General features: G+C 62.3%; 14 protein-coding genes. 11 read left to right on the top strand and 3 right to left on the bottom strand.

The window, feature by feature from the left end; genetic code table 11:
- Nucleotides 1-5 precede the first annotated feature (5 nt).
- The 9 genes from OIM99_RS25950 (at nucleotide 6) to OIM99_RS25910 (ending at nucleotide 12,815) form a co-directional block, all read left to right on the top strand.
- Nucleotides 6-1,205 carry an acetyl-CoA C-acyltransferase gene (locus tag OIM99_RS25950; protein ID WP_311853423.1) on the top strand — a complete coding sequence of 400 codons (1,200 nt, stop codon included), beginning with the start codon at nucleotides 6-8 and terminating at the stop codon, nucleotides 1,203-1,205.
- Between the two features lie 23 nt (nucleotides 1,206-1,228).
- A complete protein-coding gene (locus OIM99_RS25945; RefSeq protein ID WP_311853422.1) occupies nucleotides 1,229-2,701 on the top strand; it encodes a carotenoid oxygenase family protein in 1,473 nt (490 codons plus the stop codon).
- A 16-nt stretch (nucleotides 2,702-2,717) separates the two neighbouring features.
- A complete protein-coding gene (locus tag OIM99_RS25940) occupies nucleotides 2,718-3,731 on the top strand; it encodes a nitronate monooxygenase (protein ID WP_311853421.1) in 1,014 nt (337 codons plus the stop codon).
- The gene (locus OIM99_RS25935) at nucleotides 3,728-5,410 is read left to right on the top strand and encodes a class I adenylate-forming enzyme family protein (RefSeq protein WP_311853420.1); all 1,683 of its coding nucleotides are present in this window, start codon (nucleotides 3,728-3,730) and stop codon (nucleotides 5,408-5,410) included. The genes OIM99_RS25940 and OIM99_RS25935 overlap by 4 nt, the downstream gene beginning before the upstream one ends.
- A complete protein-coding gene (locus OIM99_RS25930; RefSeq protein WP_311853419.1) occupies nucleotides 5,407-6,138 on the top strand; it encodes an alpha/beta hydrolase in 732 nt (243 codons plus the stop codon). Before OIM99_RS25935 ends, OIM99_RS25930 begins: the two co-directional genes overlap by 4 nt.
- A complete protein-coding gene (locus OIM99_RS25925; RefSeq protein WP_311853418.1) occupies nucleotides 6,131-7,366 on the top strand; it encodes an acetyl-CoA acetyltransferase in 1,236 nt (411 codons plus the stop codon). The genes OIM99_RS25930 and OIM99_RS25925 overlap by 8 nt, the downstream gene beginning before the upstream one ends.
- Before the next feature lie 147 nt (nucleotides 7,367-7,513).
- Nucleotides 7,514-8,638: an efflux RND transporter periplasmic adaptor subunit gene (locus tag OIM99_RS25920; protein ID WP_311853417.1), complete on the top strand. Its 1,125-nt coding sequence runs from the start codon at nucleotides 7,514-7,516 to the stop codon at nucleotides 8,636-8,638.
- A complete protein-coding gene (locus OIM99_RS25915) occupies nucleotides 8,635-9,714 on the top strand; it encodes an efflux RND transporter periplasmic adaptor subunit (protein WP_311853416.1) in 1,080 nt (359 codons plus the stop codon). The genes OIM99_RS25920 and OIM99_RS25915 overlap by 4 nt, the downstream gene beginning before the upstream one ends.
- A complete protein-coding gene (locus tag OIM99_RS25910; RefSeq protein WP_311853415.1) occupies nucleotides 9,711-12,815 on the top strand; it encodes an efflux RND transporter permease subunit in 3,105 nt (1,034 codons plus the stop codon). The genes OIM99_RS25915 and OIM99_RS25910 overlap by 4 nt, the downstream gene beginning before the upstream one ends.
- A gap of 105 nt (nucleotides 12,816-12,920) precedes the next feature.
- Here OIM99_RS25910 and OIM99_RS25905 read toward each other — a convergent pair whose 3' ends face one another.
- Nucleotides 12,921-13,250 carry a hypothetical protein gene (locus OIM99_RS25905; protein WP_311853414.1) on the bottom strand — a complete coding sequence of 110 codons (330 nt, stop codon included), beginning with the start codon at nucleotides 13,248-13,250 and terminating at the stop codon, nucleotides 12,921-12,923.
- Between the two features lie 249 nt (nucleotides 13,251-13,499).
- Entirely contained in the window at nucleotides 13,500-13,931 is a 432-nt protein-coding gene (locus OIM99_RS25900; protein ID WP_311853413.1) for a heme-binding protein, read from the bottom strand.
- A gap of 289 nt (nucleotides 13,932-14,220) precedes the next feature.
- Between OIM99_RS25900 and OIM99_RS25895 the strand changes: the two genes are divergently transcribed.
- Nucleotides 14,221-14,520, top strand: a complete 300-nt coding sequence (locus OIM99_RS25895) for a hypothetical protein (RefSeq protein ID WP_311853412.1) — start codon at nucleotides 14,221-14,223, stop codon at nucleotides 14,518-14,520.
- A gap of 73 nt (nucleotides 14,521-14,593) precedes the next feature.
- Here the strand turns inward: OIM99_RS25895 and OIM99_RS25890 are convergent, their stop codons facing one another.
- Nucleotides 14,594-15,034, bottom strand: a complete 441-nt coding sequence (locus OIM99_RS25890) for a VOC family protein (RefSeq protein ID WP_311853411.1) — start codon at nucleotides 15,032-15,034, stop codon at nucleotides 14,594-14,596.
- Nucleotides 15,035-15,125: 91 nt separating this feature from the next.
- Here OIM99_RS25890 and OIM99_RS25885 point away from each other — a divergent pair, with 91 nt between their 5' ends.
- Nucleotides 15,126-16,526 (top strand): cation diffusion facilitator family transporter, encoded by a 1,401-nt coding sequence (locus OIM99_RS25885; protein WP_311853410.1) that lies wholly within the window; start codon nucleotides 15,126-15,128, stop codon nucleotides 16,524-16,526.
- Nucleotides 16,527-16,572: the final 46 nt, after the last annotated feature.

Raw genomic sequence — 16,572 nt, 5'->3', positions numbered from 1 at the left:
GTGCCATGGATGCCTATCTCGTTGATGCAGTGCGCAGCCCGCGCGGCGTCGCCAAGCCGACCGGCGCCTTGGCCGGGGTGAAACCCGTCCATCTGCTGGCGCAAACACTGACCGCTTTGCAGGAACGGGTGGGTTTCGATCCTGAACGGCTCGACGATCTTATCGTCGGCTGCGTGACCCAGAGTGGCGACCAGGGCGCCAATGTCGGCAAGACGGCGGCGCTCTATGCCGGCTGGAGCCCCAATCTCTCAGGCATGACGCTCAATCGCTTCTGCGCGTCCGGCCTCTCGGCGGTCAATCTCGCGGCCGCGCAAGCTGCCGCCAATGACGGCGCGGTGGTTGCCGGCGGCGTCGAAATGATGTCGCGCGTGCCGATGTTTGGCGACAACGGTGCGCTGTTCACCGACAAGGACGTCGCCAAGCGCACCAATTTCGTTCATATCGGCCTGAGCGCCGATCTCGTCGCCACCCAACATGGGTTCAGCCGCGAGCAATGCGACGATTACGCCTTTCTTTCCCATAGCCGCGCTGCCGCCGCCAAGGCCGACGGCCGGTTCAGCCGCGCGCTGACACCCATCAAGAATGCGGAAGGCGCGATCGTTCTCGAAGCCGACGAGACGGTGCGCAGCGACGTCACCCGTGAAAAACTGGCGGCCCGAGATGCGGCTTTCATCGAGGTTGGTGCCAAGGGTGGCGATGATCGTCTGCGCGCCCTCTTCCCTGAACTTGGCGAAATCAGCCACGTGCATCACGTCGGCAATTCGCCGCAAATGGCCGATGGCGCGGCGGCGGCGCTTGTCGTTTCAGAAAAAGCAATGAAAAATCTGGGCCTGAAGCCACGCGCCCGCATTCTCGGCTGGAGCGAGGCCTGCACCGCGATCACCCAGACCGGTGCCGTGGAAGCGACGCGCAAATGCCTGGATCGCACGGGTCTTCGGATCGAGGATATCGACCTTTTCGAGGTGCGCGATTCCTTCGCCGCCGTGACGCTGCATTACATCCATACGCTCGGCATTCCGCTGGAGCGGTTCAATGTCAACGGCTCGTCCATCGCGCTTGGCCATCCTATGGGAGCCACCGGCGTCATGCTGGTGAGCACGCTGCTCGACGAACTCGAGCGCCGCAACGGCCGCTATGGCCTCGTGGGCATCGCCGGCGCGGCCGGCGTCGCCGCCGTCATGCTCGTTGAAAATCTCGCCGTTTGACGCTTGGAGCTTGGAGTTCCGTCATGAAAACCTCGACCCTGTTTCCCAGCACCATCGTCTACCCCAATGAAAATCCTTATCTCAACGAAGCTTGGAAGCCTTGCGACACCGAATGGACGGTGACGACGCCCGATCTCGAGGTCGTCGGTGAGATTCCGCGCGATCTCCACGGCGTTTATCTGCGCAACGGCCACAATCAGGTGCATGAACCGATCGGCCGCTTTCATCCCTTCGATGGCGACAGCATGGTGCACGCCATTCATCTTGAGAACGGCAAGGCGGCCTATCGCAATCGCTATACGCGCACCGTCGGCTTTCTCGCCGAACAGGGCGCCGGAAAATCGCTCTGGCCCGGCATTATCGAGCCGCGCAAGGGCACGCGGCGCGGCTGGGGCAGCATCGGCAAGATGAAGGACAATGCGGGGACGGATATCATCGTCCACGGCGGTAAGGTCATCGTCGCCATGTCCCAATGCAGCGAGCCCTACCGGCTCGATCCGATCACTTTGGACACGTTTGGGCCGGATGAGAATTGGGCACTGGACGTGCAGCCTTATGGCATCTGTTCGCATTTCAAACACGACCAGGCGACCGGCCATATGATGTTCTTCAACTATGGCGAACGTCATCCCTATATGAACTACGGCGTCGTCGACCGGGACAACAAGCTGGTCCATTACGTACCGATCGAACTGCCCGGCCCGCGCTGGCCGCATGACCTCGGCTTCACGAGCAATTATTCGATCCTGCACGACCTGCCGATGTTCTTCGACGAGAAGTTCCTGGCCAAAGGCGCGCATCGCCTGGCCTTCCACCGTAATGTGCCGGCGCGCTTCGGTATCATTCCGCGCTTTGGCACCAATGATGAGATCAAATGGTTCGAAGCCAAGCCCTGCTACATCTTGCACCTCGCCAACTGCTATGAAGAGGGCGACGACGTGGTCATGGAAGGCTGTATCCAGACCAATCCGGTGCCGGACCTCACGCCGTTCCCGAAAGAAGGCTATGCCCGCATGATGGCGATGCTCGACATGCATCTGCAGGAAACCCACATGCACCGCTGGCGCTTCAACATGAAGACTGGCCAGACGAAGGAAGAATATCTCGACGATCAGGTCACGGAATTTCCGATGACCAATGCGGACCTCGGCGGCCGTCCGTATCGCTACAGCTACAACGCCGTGCCGGCGAAAGGCTTCTGGCTGCTCGAAGGCTTGAAGAAATACGATTTTCAGACCGGCCAAACCCAGACCTATATGATGCCGAAGGGCTGCTACATCAGCGAAGCGCCTTTCGCGCCCCGGCCACACGGCAAGAGTGAGGACGACGGTTATCTCCTGACCTTCGTCACCAATCTCAACAGCGGCAAAGGCGAATGCGCCATCTTTGACGCCCAGGACATCACCAAGGGGCCAATCGCGCGCATCCTCCTGCCCCATCAAGTGCCGACCGGCGCCCATGCCTTCTGGGCGCCGGCCGAACTCCTCACCCCGTAAAGATGCAGGACGCCTCATGACCAACCGGCCATTGCCCGCCACCCTCACCGACGGGCTGCAACTGCCCTTGATCGTCGCGCCGATGTTTCTCGTCTCGGGCGTCGATCTCGTCGCGGCTGCGTGCCTGAACGGCGCCATCGGCGCCCTGCCTTCGTTGAATGCACGTTCGCCCGATATTCTCGACACTTGGCTTGACGATCTGACGACGCGCCTTAGCGATGCCCGACACGCCGGCCGACCGGCGGCGCCCTGGGCCGTCAATCTCGTGGTTCATTCCACCAACAAGCGGCTGACGCCGGATCTCGATCTTTGCGTCAAATATCGTGCGCCGCTGATCATCACCGCGCTCGGCGGGCCGAAGGCGGTCGTCGATACGGTGCATGGTTATGGCGGCTTGGTTTTCGCCGACGTCAACACGCCGACATATGCCCGCAAGGCCGCCGAAAGCGGTGTTGATGGACTGGTGCTCGTGTGCTCAGGCGCCGGCGGCCATACAGGACAGATGACGGCGCCGGCTTTCGTGGCAAGTGTCCGCTCTTTCTTCGATGGCATCATCGTCGTTGCCGGCGGCCTCACCTCCGGCCGGCATTTGAGGGCCGTTCAAGCCATGGGCGCCGATCTCGGCTATATGGGCACGCGCTTCATCGCCACCGACGAAAGCCTCGCGCAGCCGGGCTACAAGCAGATGGTGGTCGACAGCCAGTTCTCCGACATCATCTGCACCAATGCCATCACCGGCGCCTATGCAAACAAGCTGCGCCCGAGCCTGGTGGCCGCGGGTCTCGATCCGGACAATCTCAAGGCGCGCAGCAAATTCGACATGACGACGGCGGCGGAGGACCAGAAAGCCTGGCGCGATCTGTGGTCGGCCGGGCACAGCGTCGAAGAGGTGAAAGCGATCCGCAGCACGGCCGAGGCCATCGCCGACATCGGCCGCGATTATGACGCGGCCCTCGCTGCCGAAGTGAACGACCCTTGGCGAGGTCTGCGCCAAGCTGCGGGACATGTCCTGAAAAAGGTCACGGCATGAAAATTTGCGATGCCGCAACAGCGCAACGCTTTCGCGACGCTGGCTGGTGGCCGGATACGACCCTCGACGCGCATCTCTTGCGCCATATGCGGGAGCGGCCCGATCAGGAGGCGATCGTCGATCCGCCCAATCGCCAGGAAATCGATGGCCTGACGCCGGCACGGCTGACCTGGGCCGATTTTGGCGCCGCCGTTGAACGGCTCGCGAGCGCGCTGGCGCGCAACGGCATCGGCGCGGATGACGTTCTCGTCGCGCAGATGGCCAATACCTGGGAAATCATCGCGCTTTACTTCGCCGCCGCTCGTCTCGGCGCCATCGTCTCGCCGGTGCCGACACAATATCGCGAACGCGACGTCGGCTATGTGGTCAACCACGTCCGCGCCCGCGCACTCGTCATCACGCCACGGATCGGCCGGCACGATTTCGGCGCGATGGCCTCGACCATTGCACAGGATGCTGCGATCACACTGTTCAGCATCGGCGCCTGCGCAAATGCGATCGATCTGACTGTCGAGATGGACAAGGCATCCGCACCGATTGTCAGCGTCGCGCAAGCCGACGATATCGTGTGTCTATGCTGGACATCGGGCAGCGAGGGCCGGCCCAAAGGCGTGGCGCGCAGCCATTCGCAGTGGCTCGCCATCGCCCCGATGATCGTCGAAACCGCCAATTTGCAGCCGGGCTGCCGCATTCTCAACGGCCGTCCCGTCGTCACCATCGGCGCGATGACGGCCACCTTGTCGCCCTGGTTGCAACTGGGCGGCACGCTGGTCAATCATCATCCGTTTTCACTGGATGTCTTCGTCGATCAGATTTTCAGCGAAGCCATCGATTTCACCGGCTGCGCCCCGGCCATGCTGGTGAAAATGGCGGAACATCCGGCGATCCAGAGCCGCCGCGATCTCGGCCGGCTGCGCACCATCAGTTCGGGCTCGGCGCAATTGCCCGCCCATCTGATCACCCTCTATCGCGATCGCTTCGGCGTCGATCTCCTCAACGTCTTCGGTTCGACCGAGGGTACGCTGCTTGCCAGCACGCCGCAGGATATGCCCAAGGCCGAAGATCGTGCCGCTTACTTTCCACGCTATGGCAACGGGCGCCAGTGGTGCCTGTCGATCACCCGCGGCATCGAAAGCAAGCTGAAAGATCCGGAAACCGGGGCCGTCATCGAAGCATCGGGGCGGCCGGGCGAACTGCACCATCGCGGCCCCTTCACGTTTCTGGGCTATTTCAATGCTCCCGATCTGACAGCCGCCGCTTTCGACGACGAGGGTTTCGCGCGCACGGGCGATCTGTTCGAAATCGCCGGCAACGAACAGCAATATTATCGTTTCGTCGGACGCCTGAAGGATATCGTCGTGCGCGGCGGCATGAATATCTCGACGGCAGAGGTAGAAAGCCTCGCCATCTCCCATCCGGCGGTGATGGAGGCCGCGGCGGTCGGCATTCCCGATGCGACCCTTGGTGAGAAGGTCGCTCTGGCTCTGGCACTGCGCGACGGCGCGTCCCTTTCGCTGGCCGAGCTCAATGCGTTCTTGCGCGAAACCTGCGGCATCGCTTTGTTCAAACAGCCCGAACATCTTGTTATTCTCGAGGCCCTGCCACGCACGGCCGTCGGCAAGATCGACAAGACGGTTTTGCGCAAACTGATGGCCGAGAGGGTCGGGGCAGAGACATGAGCCGGCAAACTCTCGTTCTCATTCCCGGCATGCTCAACAATGCCACGGTATGGAGCGCCGTGGCGCCAGCCCTCACCGATGTGGCGGACGTCCATATTCCGCTTTTTCCCGACGAGGACAGTATCGGTGCGATGGCCGATCGGGTTCTGGCCGCCCTACCGGACGGCCCCTTCGCCGTCGCCGGGTTTTCCATGGGCGGCTGGGTGGCGCAGGCGGTCTTGCAACGCGCGCCGGATCGCGTGTCGCGGCTTGCCTTCATCAGCTCGGGCGCCTGTCCCGCCGATCAGAAAGAACACGAGACTTTCGCGCGCACCGGAAACAACGTCCCCAGTAACTTCGAGAGCCTGGTGGCCCGCATGTTTCCGGCCGCCACGCATCCGTCGCGCCACGGCGATGCGGCCTTGGAGGCGATCGCTACGCAGATGTGGCGCGAGGTCGGTCCGGTCACCTATGTGCGACAACGCCAGGCGGTTATCGATCGGCCGGATTTGCGCCCGCTGCTGCGCGATCTCGATCGTCCCGTTCTCATCGCCTGCGGCCGCGAGGATGTGGTCTGCCCGCCTGCTTTCTCGGAAGAAATCGCCAGCTTGATTCCAACGGCGCACGTTGCCTTCGTCGAGCAATGCGGGCATCTTTTACCCTTCGAGCGTCCGGACGAACTTGCCAGCCTGATGCGGCAATGGCTGGCGACCGAGAAGAGCCAAACGCGGGGAGAGCAGCATGGCTGAGCCGATCTATATTCTCGGCGGACACCAGACCGATTTCGCCAAGGCATGGTCGCGCGAAGGCCAGGACATTTCCGACATGGTGCGCGTGGCAACCGAAAGCGCGCTCGCCGACGCAGCACTCGATGCCTCCGCCATCGAAACCATCCATGTCGGCAATGCCTTTGGCGAAGTGCAGCGCCAACAGGCGCATCTGGGTGCTATGGTGGCGCAGGTCGTCCCTAACCTCTGGGGCGTGCCCGCGATGCGGCATGAAGGCGCCTGCGCATCCAGTTCGCTCGCCGCGCTTGCCGCCATGGCCGAGATCGAAGCCGGCCGCTATGGCTGCGCCTTGGTGCTCGGCGTCGAGGAATTGAAAAATCTGCCTGGCGATGTCTCGTCACAGAACCAGAACGCCGCCGCGTGGCAAGGTCATGAGAATATCGACTGCCGCTTCATGTGGCCCGCCGTCTTCGGCCGACTGGCCGGCGAATACGATCGACGCTATGGGCTCGACCGACGCCATCTCAACCGTATCGCCGAGATCAACTATGGCAATGCCAAGCGCAATCCGAATGCGCAAACGCGGCAATGGCAATTCAACGAATTGAGCTTTACCGACGACGACAATGCCAATCCGGTCATCGAGCCCGGCACGCGGCGCCAGGATTGCGGACAGATCACCGATGGTGCCACGGCGGTGATCCTCGCATCGGCTGGCGTCGCCAAGGACTATGCCGATCGCCGCGGCCTGCGCCTTGAAAGCCTGCCGCGTATTCTCGGCTGGGGCCATCGCAATGCCGGCCTCAAATTTCTCGACAAGATCGAGCGCAGCCGCGACAGCGATTATGTTTTTCCGCATGTGCGTGAAACCATCACCGATGCCTGGCGGCGCGCTGGCATCGGCAGCGCCGACGATCTCGACGGGATCGAGACCCACGATTGCTTCACCACCACGGAATATATGGCAATCGATCATTTCGGCTTGACGCCGCCCGGTCAAAGCTGGCGCGCCGTGGAAAGCGGAGACATCGAAATGGGCGGGCGTATCCCCATCAACGCGTCGGGAGGATTGATCGGCGGCGGCCATCCAGTCGGCGCGACGGGTGCGCGCATGATCCTCGACACGGCGCGGCAAGTGACCGGCAAGGCCGGCGATTACCAGATCGACGATGCCAAGACGCTCGCGACTTTGAACATCGGCGGGTCGTGCGCGACGGTGGTGAGCTTCGTCGTCGGCGTCCGCGATTAAGCCTTTCTACTCCGTCGAACAAAACGACATTTCGATGAAATTTTAGCGACGCGCCGAGGTCGTCCATCCACAACCTTGGCCACGCCCGCTTTACCTCTCGCAAATATCTGGCCTAGATTGGCTTGCGGATGGTGAGAGGATGCACACGTGCCGAACTGGCCAGGGCCGACAGGCCGACGACTTCAGCCGGGAACACAACGTCTCTCAATCTTTTTGGCTGTCGCCGCGGCTCTGGCGCTGACGGGCTGCCAGGACCGGACGCCGACCACCCCCAAACCTCTCGTGCGGGTGCGGGCGGCCGATGTGGCCATCACCGACTACACCCCTGCGATTTCCCTCACGGGCGTCATCGCGGCGCGAATCGAGAGCCAGATTTCGTTTCGTACCAGCGGCCGCATGGCGGAACGGTTCGTCGAAGTCGGCGATCACGTGAATCCCGGCACGTTGCTCGCCCGTTTGGATCCGCAGGAACAACAATCGGACATTCGCTCCGCCCAGGCCGCCGTCGATTCCGCGCAGGCGCAGGTCACTCAGACCTCCACCACTTTTCAGCGCCAGCAGACCTTGTTGAACCAAGGGTTCACAACCCGCCGGGAATACGATCAGGCCGAGCAGGCCATGCGCGTGGCGCAAAGCTCGCTCCAGTCGGCCCGCACCCGGCTGCAAAATGCGAAGGATGCGCTGGGTTATACGGAATTGAAGGCTGAGAAAGCCGGAATCATCACCGCGCGCAGCGTCGAAACCGGACAAGTCGTCCAGGCGGCGCAAACCGTCTTCACCCTCGCCGAGGATGGCGATCGCGATGCGGTCTTCAACGTCGACGAAGCGCTCGTCGCCGCCTCGTCGCCCAATCCGCAGGTCATTGTCACCCTGCTCAACGATCCCCGCATCAAGGCGCCGGGTACGGTGCGCGAGGTGGCCCCGGTGATCGACCCCACGTCCGGCACGATCCGCGTCAAAGTCACCATTCCCAACACGCCGCCGGAAATGACGCTCGGGGCGATCGTCGCCGGCTCGACCGTTTTGCATGGCACTCAAGCCGTGATCCTGCCATGGCAGGCCTTGTTTTCAGACAGAGGCAAACCAGCCGTCTGGACGATCGATCAAGGCACACGCGCCGTGACGCTGACGCCCGTCACCGTGCTCAACTATAATTTCGGCAATGTTGCGATCAGCAAAGGCTTGGCGAGCGGCCAGCAAGTGGTGACCGCCGGCGCTCAATTGCTGCGGCCGGGTCAGATCGTCGAGATCGCCCAGGGGAGCGCACCATGAGGACGAAGCTCCTGTCCCTGCTGACGCTCAGCCTGGCGCTGCCGTTGGCCGCCTGCAACGATAAAAAGAAAGACGAACCGGAAATCGTGCGACCTGTTCTGTCGGTTGTCGTGCAGCCGCGCAGTGACAGCGAACAGGGCTTCGTCGGCTCCATTGAACCGCGCATCAGCGCGCCCCTCTCCTTCCGCCTACTCGGCCGCCTGATCGCCCGCAACGTCAATGTCAGCAGCGTGGTCACCAAAGGCGCGACGATCGCCTCGCTCGATCCGACAACTTTGCAATTGCAGGTCCAGGCCGCGCGCGCCGACCTGTCCAGCGCCGAAGCCCAGTTTTCCAATGCCGCGGGCAATGAGGAACGGCAGCGCACTCTGCTGCAATCGAAAAATACGCCGCAGTCGACCTATGACGCAGCGTTGCAGGTGCGCGACTCCGCCCAAGCGGGTGTCGAACAGGCACAAGCAGCCCTGGCCAAAGCGGAAGAGCAACTCACCTATTCGCAGCTCTTTTCCGACTTTGACGGCGTCGTCACCTCCGTCGGCGCCGAAGTGGGCCAGGTCGTTTCGGCAGGCCAGATGGTGGTGACGGTGGCGCGATCGGACCAGCGGATTGCCGTGGTCGATATTCCCGATCAGTTGACGGCGGGCCTGACGACGGGCACCGAGTTCAACGTCGTGCTGCAATCGGCCCCTACGGTCCGAGCGGTTGGCTCCGTTTATGAAATCGCGCCCCAGGCCGATGCCGTCACGCGGACGCGCCGCGTCAAACTCAATCTGGCCAATCCGCCCGTAGGCCTACGCCTGGGCTCGACGGTCAATGTCACACGCGATGTCGCGGTCAAACCATCCATCTCGCTGCCGCTCACAGCCCTGGTTGAGAACGACGGCAAGGCATCGGTGTGGACCGTCGATCCCGCGAACTCGACCGTCGCCTTGCAGGCCATCACCGTCGCCAGCAAGGAGGACGGCACTATCATCGTCGGCGGCGGCCTCACAGCAGGAGCGCGCGTGGTCATCGCGGGTGTCCATAGTCTGCGACCGGGCCAGAAAGTGAAGATCAATGGGGAGGCTCAGCCGTGAAAGGGTTTAACCTCTCCGAATGGGCCCTCAACCACCGTTCGATGATCTGGTATTTCATGCTGGTCTTCACCCTGGCCGGCGTCTTCTCCTATTTGAATCTTGGCCGCGAGGAAGATCCGACCTTCACCATCAAGACGATGATCATTCAGGCCAATTGGCCGGGCGCTGCGATCAACGATCAGGTGACGCAGGTGACCGACCGGATCGAGAAGAAGCTCGAAGAACTCGATACGCTCGATTTCAGCCGCTCGATCACAACGCCCGGTCAGTCGATCATCTTCGTCAATCTCAAAGCGGATACTCCGGCCGCCAAGGTGCGGCCGACCTGGGTCGAAATCCGCAATATGATCAACGATATCCGCGGCAACTTCCCGCAAGGCGTGCAAGGTCCGTTTTTCAATGACCGGTTTGGCGACGTCTACGGCAATATCTATGCCTTCACATCCGACGGGCTGACGCTGCGACAGCTGCGCGACTATGTTGAAATGGCGCGCTCGCGCATCCTGACCGTTCCCAACGCCGGCAAGGTCGATCTGATCGGCGCGCAGGACGAAGCCATCTATCTGGAATTTTCTACGCGGCAGACGGCGGCACTCGGTATCAACCAACAGCAGGTCATCCAAAGCCTGCAGGCGCAAAACGCGATCACGCCGTCGGGCGTCATCCAGGCCGGGCCGGAGCGGATCATCGTGCGTGTCTCCGGCCAGTTCACCTCGGAAGACAGCCTCAAAGACATCAATCTGCGCGTCAACAATCGTTTCTTCCGTTTGAGCGACGTGGCGACGATCCGGCGCGGTTATACGGATCCGCCAACCGCGCTGTTTCGTTATAACGGCCAGAACGCCATCGGTCTCGCCATCGGCATGAAGCCCGGCGCCAATCTGCTGAAATTCGGCGAAGGCCTGTCCGAGGAAATGAAGAAGATCACCGCCGAACTGCCGATTGGCGTCGGCGTGCATCTGGTGGCCGACCAGCCGCATGTGGTCGAGGAAGCGGTGTCAGGTTTCACGCGCGCGCTGTTCGAGGCGGTGATCATCGTCCTGGCGGTGAGCTTCGTCAGCCTGGGCATGCGCGCCGGCATGGTGGTCGCTCTCTCGATCCCGCTCGTGCTCGCCATCACCTTCGTGGTGATGGAATATATGGGCATTTCGCTGCAGCGCATTTCGCTGGGCGCCTTGATCATCGCGCTGGGTCTTCTGGTCGACGATGCGATGATCGCCGTGGAAATGATGGTCACCCGGCTCGAATTGGGGGATTCGCTGCGCAAGGCCGCGACTTTCGTTTACATCTCCACGGCCTTTCCGATGTTGACGGGTACGCTGGTCACCGTCGCCGGCTTCATTCCGATCGGTCTGAATTCGAGCAGCGCCGGCGAATACACGTTCACCCTGTTCGTGGTGCTCGCAGTGTCGCTTTTGGTTTCTTGGGTCGTTGCGGTGATTTTTTCGCCGCTCATCGGTGTCACCCTTCTACCGGAGACGATGAAGAAACATTCCCAGGAACCCGGCCGGTTCCATAAACTCTTTTCCAACGTGCTGATCTGGTCGGTCCGCCATCATTGGATCACGATCGCCGCCACCGTTCTGCTCTTTCTGCTGTCGCTTGTCGGCATGCGGTTCGTGCAGCAGCAATTCTTCCCCTCCTCCGACCGGCCCGAACTGATCGTCGACTGGAACCTGCCGCAGAGCAGTTCGATCGCGGAAACACGCGCCGAGATGGAGCGGTTCGAAGCGATGGCTCTGAAGGAAGCGTCGGAGATCGATCACTGGAGCACCTATATCGGCCAGGGTGCTGGACGTTTCGTGCTGTCCTTCGACGTGCAGCAGCCCAGCCCCTATTTCGGCCAGATCATCATCGTCGCCAAAAGCTATGAAGCACGGCGCCAATTGCAGCCCCGGTTGGAAAAGATCCTGCGCGAGCAATTCGTCGGCACCGACGCTCTGGTGAAGACGCTGGAACTTGGTCCTCCCGTCGGACGGCCGATCCAATACCGCGTCAGCGGGCCGGATGTGGAAACCGTGCGCTCGCTCGCCATGAGTTTTGCCGGCGCGATTGACGGCAATCCAAACCTTAGCCTTCTGACCTATGACTGGATGGAGCCGGCCCGGGTGGTGCGTGTCGACGTCATGCAGGACAAGGCGCGCCAGCTTGGGATTTCCTCCCAGGATATCGCCCAGTCGCTCAACAGCATCGTCGGCGGCGTGACGATCACGCAGGTGCTCGATTACACTTACCTCATCAATGTGATCGGCCGCTCCCAAGCCAGCGAGCGTGGTTCGGTCAAGACCCTGCAAAATCTGCAGATTCCCTCGGGCAATGGCGAGTCCATTCCGCTCGCCGCCATCGCGCGGCTGCAATACAGCCTCGAACAACCGACGATCATGCGGCGCGGCCGGTTGCCGACGATCACGGTCAAGGCCGGTGTGCTCGGCACGGTGCAACCCGATACGGTGGTCAAGGAGCTCGAGCCGGCGGTGCAGGCCTTCCGCGCCAAACTGCCACCGGGCTATGCGGTCGATATCGCGGGCACCGCCGAGGAAAGCGGCAAGAGCCAGGGGCCGATCGCCGCCGTTGTGCCGCTCATGCTCTTCGTCATGGCGACGATCCTGATGATCCAGCTGCAGAGCTTCCAGCGCCTGTTCCTGGTGGTCGCGGTGGCGCCGCTCGGGCTGATCGGCGTCGTTGCCGCACTCGTGCCTTCAGGGGCGCCGCTCGGCTTCGTCGCCATCCTCGGCGTGCTGGCGCTGATCGGCATTCTGATCCGCAATTCGGTGATCCTGATCATGCAGATCGAGGAATTGATCTCCGAGGGCGTCGACAAATGGACGGCGGTCATCGAGGCATCGGAACACCGCATGCGGCCGATCGCCTTGACCGCGGCTGCCGCGAGCCTTGCGCTCATCCCCATCGCCCGCGAAGTGTTCTGGGGGCCGATGGCGTATGCGATGATGGGCGGCATCATCGCCGGCACAGCGATCACGCTGCTCTTCCTGCCCGCCCTCTACGTCACCTGGTTCCGCATCAAGGAGCCGCCGCGGCCGGCGGAAACACAGGCAGCCCCGCCCCTCCCCGAAGGGCCGGTCAGCCACGCCCAAGTCTGATTTCAGCGCCTGATTCCGGCGCTTGAGTTCGGCCGCCATGAGCCAAAAAGAAACGGGCGAGATCGCTCTCGCCCGTTGCGTTAATATTTCTAATGTCTCGACGCTTCAGCGGACGCAGTTCCTGCCGGCGTCACGTTCCTCGCGACGCCAAAAGGCTTCCCCTTCGTCATCAAGAGCAGCCTCGACGATCAAGCGCAGGCCGGCAAGGACCGGCATCGGCGACCGTTTCATGGCCCGTTTCAGGCCGCGACGATCGCAATCGTCAAAAGTTTCCCCAAAGCTCCGCACCATCGAGGCCACGAATTCACCGTCCGACATACCCGCCGCCGCAGCCAGCAGGTTCATACGTTTGCTGAAGTCGCCTCCGATCGAGCGAACGGCCGCTGACGCGACCGGGGGAAGCGAGCATGTGGCGACGATCTCTTCGATCTCCATGTGCCTCTCCATTTCTCGTTCGGCCCCCACGGCCCCCGCCGGATCCAGTCAAAAGCACCGCATCCGTTGGTCTGAGCATGGTGTTTAGAGACGAATGCTGACGTTAACATGACGCAAAACGCGTGGAATAAGGTCTTTTCGCGGCTATTGCGGTGCATCAAAGCCAATCGCGCTGCTACAGAAACGCGATTGGCCAGGATTTCTTTTTAGATCGCTATTTCTTTTAATGCTTCAAAAATGCTTCGGCGATCAGCCACCGTCAGCGACGAGGCCGGCGGCGGCGATGCCGGTCGCGGCGGCCAGTTCATCGTTGTCGGACGTGTCGCCGGAGACACCGACCGCGCCGAGAATGCGATTGTCCTTGTCGCGGATCAGCACGCCACCGCCGACCGGCAGGATACCGCCCTCGGCGAGATGGGCGACGCCGCCGAAGAAATGCGGGCGATCGGCCGCCAGCTTTTCGATGCGCTTGCTGCCGGCGCCCCAGGCCACCGCCCCATAAGCCTTGCCGAAGGCGACCTTCCAGCGCATCAGGCTCGTCCCATCTTCCGAGGCGCTGGCCTTGAGCGCGCCGCGTGCGTCGAGCACGACAATGGCAAGCGCATTAAACTTGCCCTTGCGGGCATGGGCGAGCGCGTCGCGAACGATGGTCTGGGCTTGATCGAGCGTAAGGTCGGACATCTGGTTCCCCCTGTTGGAATTGACCTGACGACGTTCTCGCACAATCGGACAGGGGCGTCGATTCTCGGACATGGCAATTGGGCGTGGCAATTTAAGCAAAGCCATTTCCATCGGGCCACGATCTCTCGAATACCCGTCGTGTTAACCTTCAGCCGCCTCTCGCTTTGCTCGACGATGTGCGCTGGCGCACATCTTTGACAAATTTCGTTGCCATTCTTGCCGCTCTAGGGGAACATTCATGTGCGGCGAAGCATATGTATGGGCGGGAAACCGCGAAAAGGAGATAGATATGGATCGCAGATATTTTCTGAGAGCGCTTTTCGCCGCTGGCGGCGCCGCCGTTCTGGTTCCCGTTTTGGGCGCCGGCAACGAGGCATCCGCCGCGCCGCGCCCCGACGTGAAGCCGGAACAGGCTCCCGAAGTCGTTGCCGATGCCGATGTGCCGGCTGAAGGCGCACAGGACGCGCAGTTCTATTATTATCGCCGGCCGCGTTACTATTATTATCGGCGCCCGCGCTATTACTACCGGCCCCGCTATTATTATCGGCCGCGCTACTATCGGCGGCGGGTCTATCGCCGCTACTGGTAAATTGCAGCCACTCTAAAAAATGCCCCTCGCGACACCGTCGCGAGGGGCTTTTCTTTTTTACGTGTGGTGACGACTACCACACGCCGGTGTTGGGCATGGAAGCCCAGGGCTCGGCCGGCGGCAGTTCGGCCCCGCTCTGCAGAAGCTCGATCGAAATATTGTCGGGCGAACGGATGAACGCCATCCGACCGTCACGCGGCGGGCGATTGATCGTCACGCCGGCCTTCATCAGCTTGTCGCAGACGGCGTAAATATCGTCGACCTGATAGGCGAGATGGCCGAAGTTGCGCCCGCCGGTATAGGCCTCCGGATCCCAATTATAGGTAAGTTCGACGAGCGGCGCCTGATTGGCCTTGGCGGCCTCGGCATCCTGCGGCGCTGCCAGGAAGATGAGGGTGAAGCGGCCGCGCTCGCTCTCGATCCGGCGCACTTCGACCAGCCCCAGCTTATTACAGTAAAAATCGAGCGAGGCGTCGACGTCGGCAACGCGAACCATCGTGTGCAAATAGCGCATCCAATTCTCCAGAAGACCGCCGGCAGAATTCCCGGCCGGCGCAAAGTTGCGTATGAGGGTACTATGGAAGAAATAGGGTGCTGACGCCAGTATGACCGTCTCCGAAGCCACCAACGACGCCGCGGCGCGCAAACAGCGCGCGGCAGCGGCTTCCGTCGCCGCCAGCGCCCTCCTGACCCTGGGAAAACTCGTCGCCGGGCTGCTGTCCGGCTCCCTGGCGCTGCTGTCGGAGGCCCTGCACGGGCTGATCGACACCGGCGCCACCATCCTCACCCTTTTTGCCGTGCGCGCCGCCGACCGCCCGGCCGATGCGGAACACCACTACGGCCATGGCAAGGTGGAGGCGGTGGCTGCGCTGGCCGAAACCGGCCTGCTCATCGTGCTCGCCTGCGGCGTGCTCTATGAAGCCATCCAGCGGCTGATGGGCCATGCCAGCACGCCCGTCGAGGTGAGTTGGATCGTCTTCGCCGTGCTCGGCGTGTCGATCGTGGTGGATGCGGTGCGCTGGCGCTCGCTCGCCAAAATCGCCCGCGAGACGAAGAGCGAAGCATTGGCCGCCGACGCCATGCATTTTTCCAGCGACCTCGTCGCCTCGATCTGCGTCAGCATCGGCTTGATCGCGGTGAGTTATGGTTTTCAGCGCGGCGATTCCTTCGCCGCCATCGGAGTCTCTCTCTTCATCTTCATCGCCGGCTATCGGCTTGGCCGCCGGACGATCGACACGTTGATGGACAAGGCGCCGGACGGGCTGACCGACCAAGTGCGCACGATTGTCGAGCGTGTGCCCGGCGTCGCCGATGTCGAAGATATCCGCCTCCGCCAATCCGGCGCGATGCTGATCGGCGAAGTGGCCGTGGCAGTGGCGCGTACGCTGCCGGTCGAACGCATCATGACGATCAAACAGGAGATCACCGACCGCATCACCGCCGCCCTGCCCGAAGCGGCTCTGGTGGTGATCGCCAATTCGCGTGCGCTCAATGACGAGACCGTGCTTGAGCGGGTGATGATCACGGCGGCGCGCAAGCGCCTGATGGTGCATCACGTCACCTTGCAGGAGGTCGACGGCATTCGCTCGATCGGCTTCGACCTGGAAGTCGACGGTCGCATGACTTTGGGCGCCGCCCATGACGTCGCCTCGCAGCTTGAGGCGGCGATCCGCGACGAACTCGGACCGGAGATCGAAGTCGACACCCATATCGAGCCGATGGAAGCCCGTGAACTGCATGGCGAGAACGCGCCCGCGGAACGCACCGCCGCCATCGCCGCCACGCTCCAAGAGGCGGCGAGCGCCTCGACGGTGATTTCCGACGTCCACGACGTGCGTGCCCGCCAGACGCCCGCCGGTCTCATCGTCAATTACCACTGCCGCGCCACGGCGGAGGCGAGCATTGAGGATGTGCACCAAGCGGTCGATCTGCTCGACCGGCGGGTCAAAACCCAATTCACGGACGTCGCCCGCATCGTTGGCCATGCCGAACCCTACGGCGCCTGATCCCCTCCCCGCTCCTGCCCAGGCCCATTGACAGGCGTCTCAAAAT

The sequence above is a fragment of the Methylocella sp. CPCC 101449 genome (assembly GCF_031921685.1).
Lineage (GTDB): Bacteria > Pseudomonadota > Alphaproteobacteria > Rhizobiales > Beijerinckiaceae > Terripilifer.
This window is presented reverse-complemented; position numbering and strand designations above follow the sequence as displayed.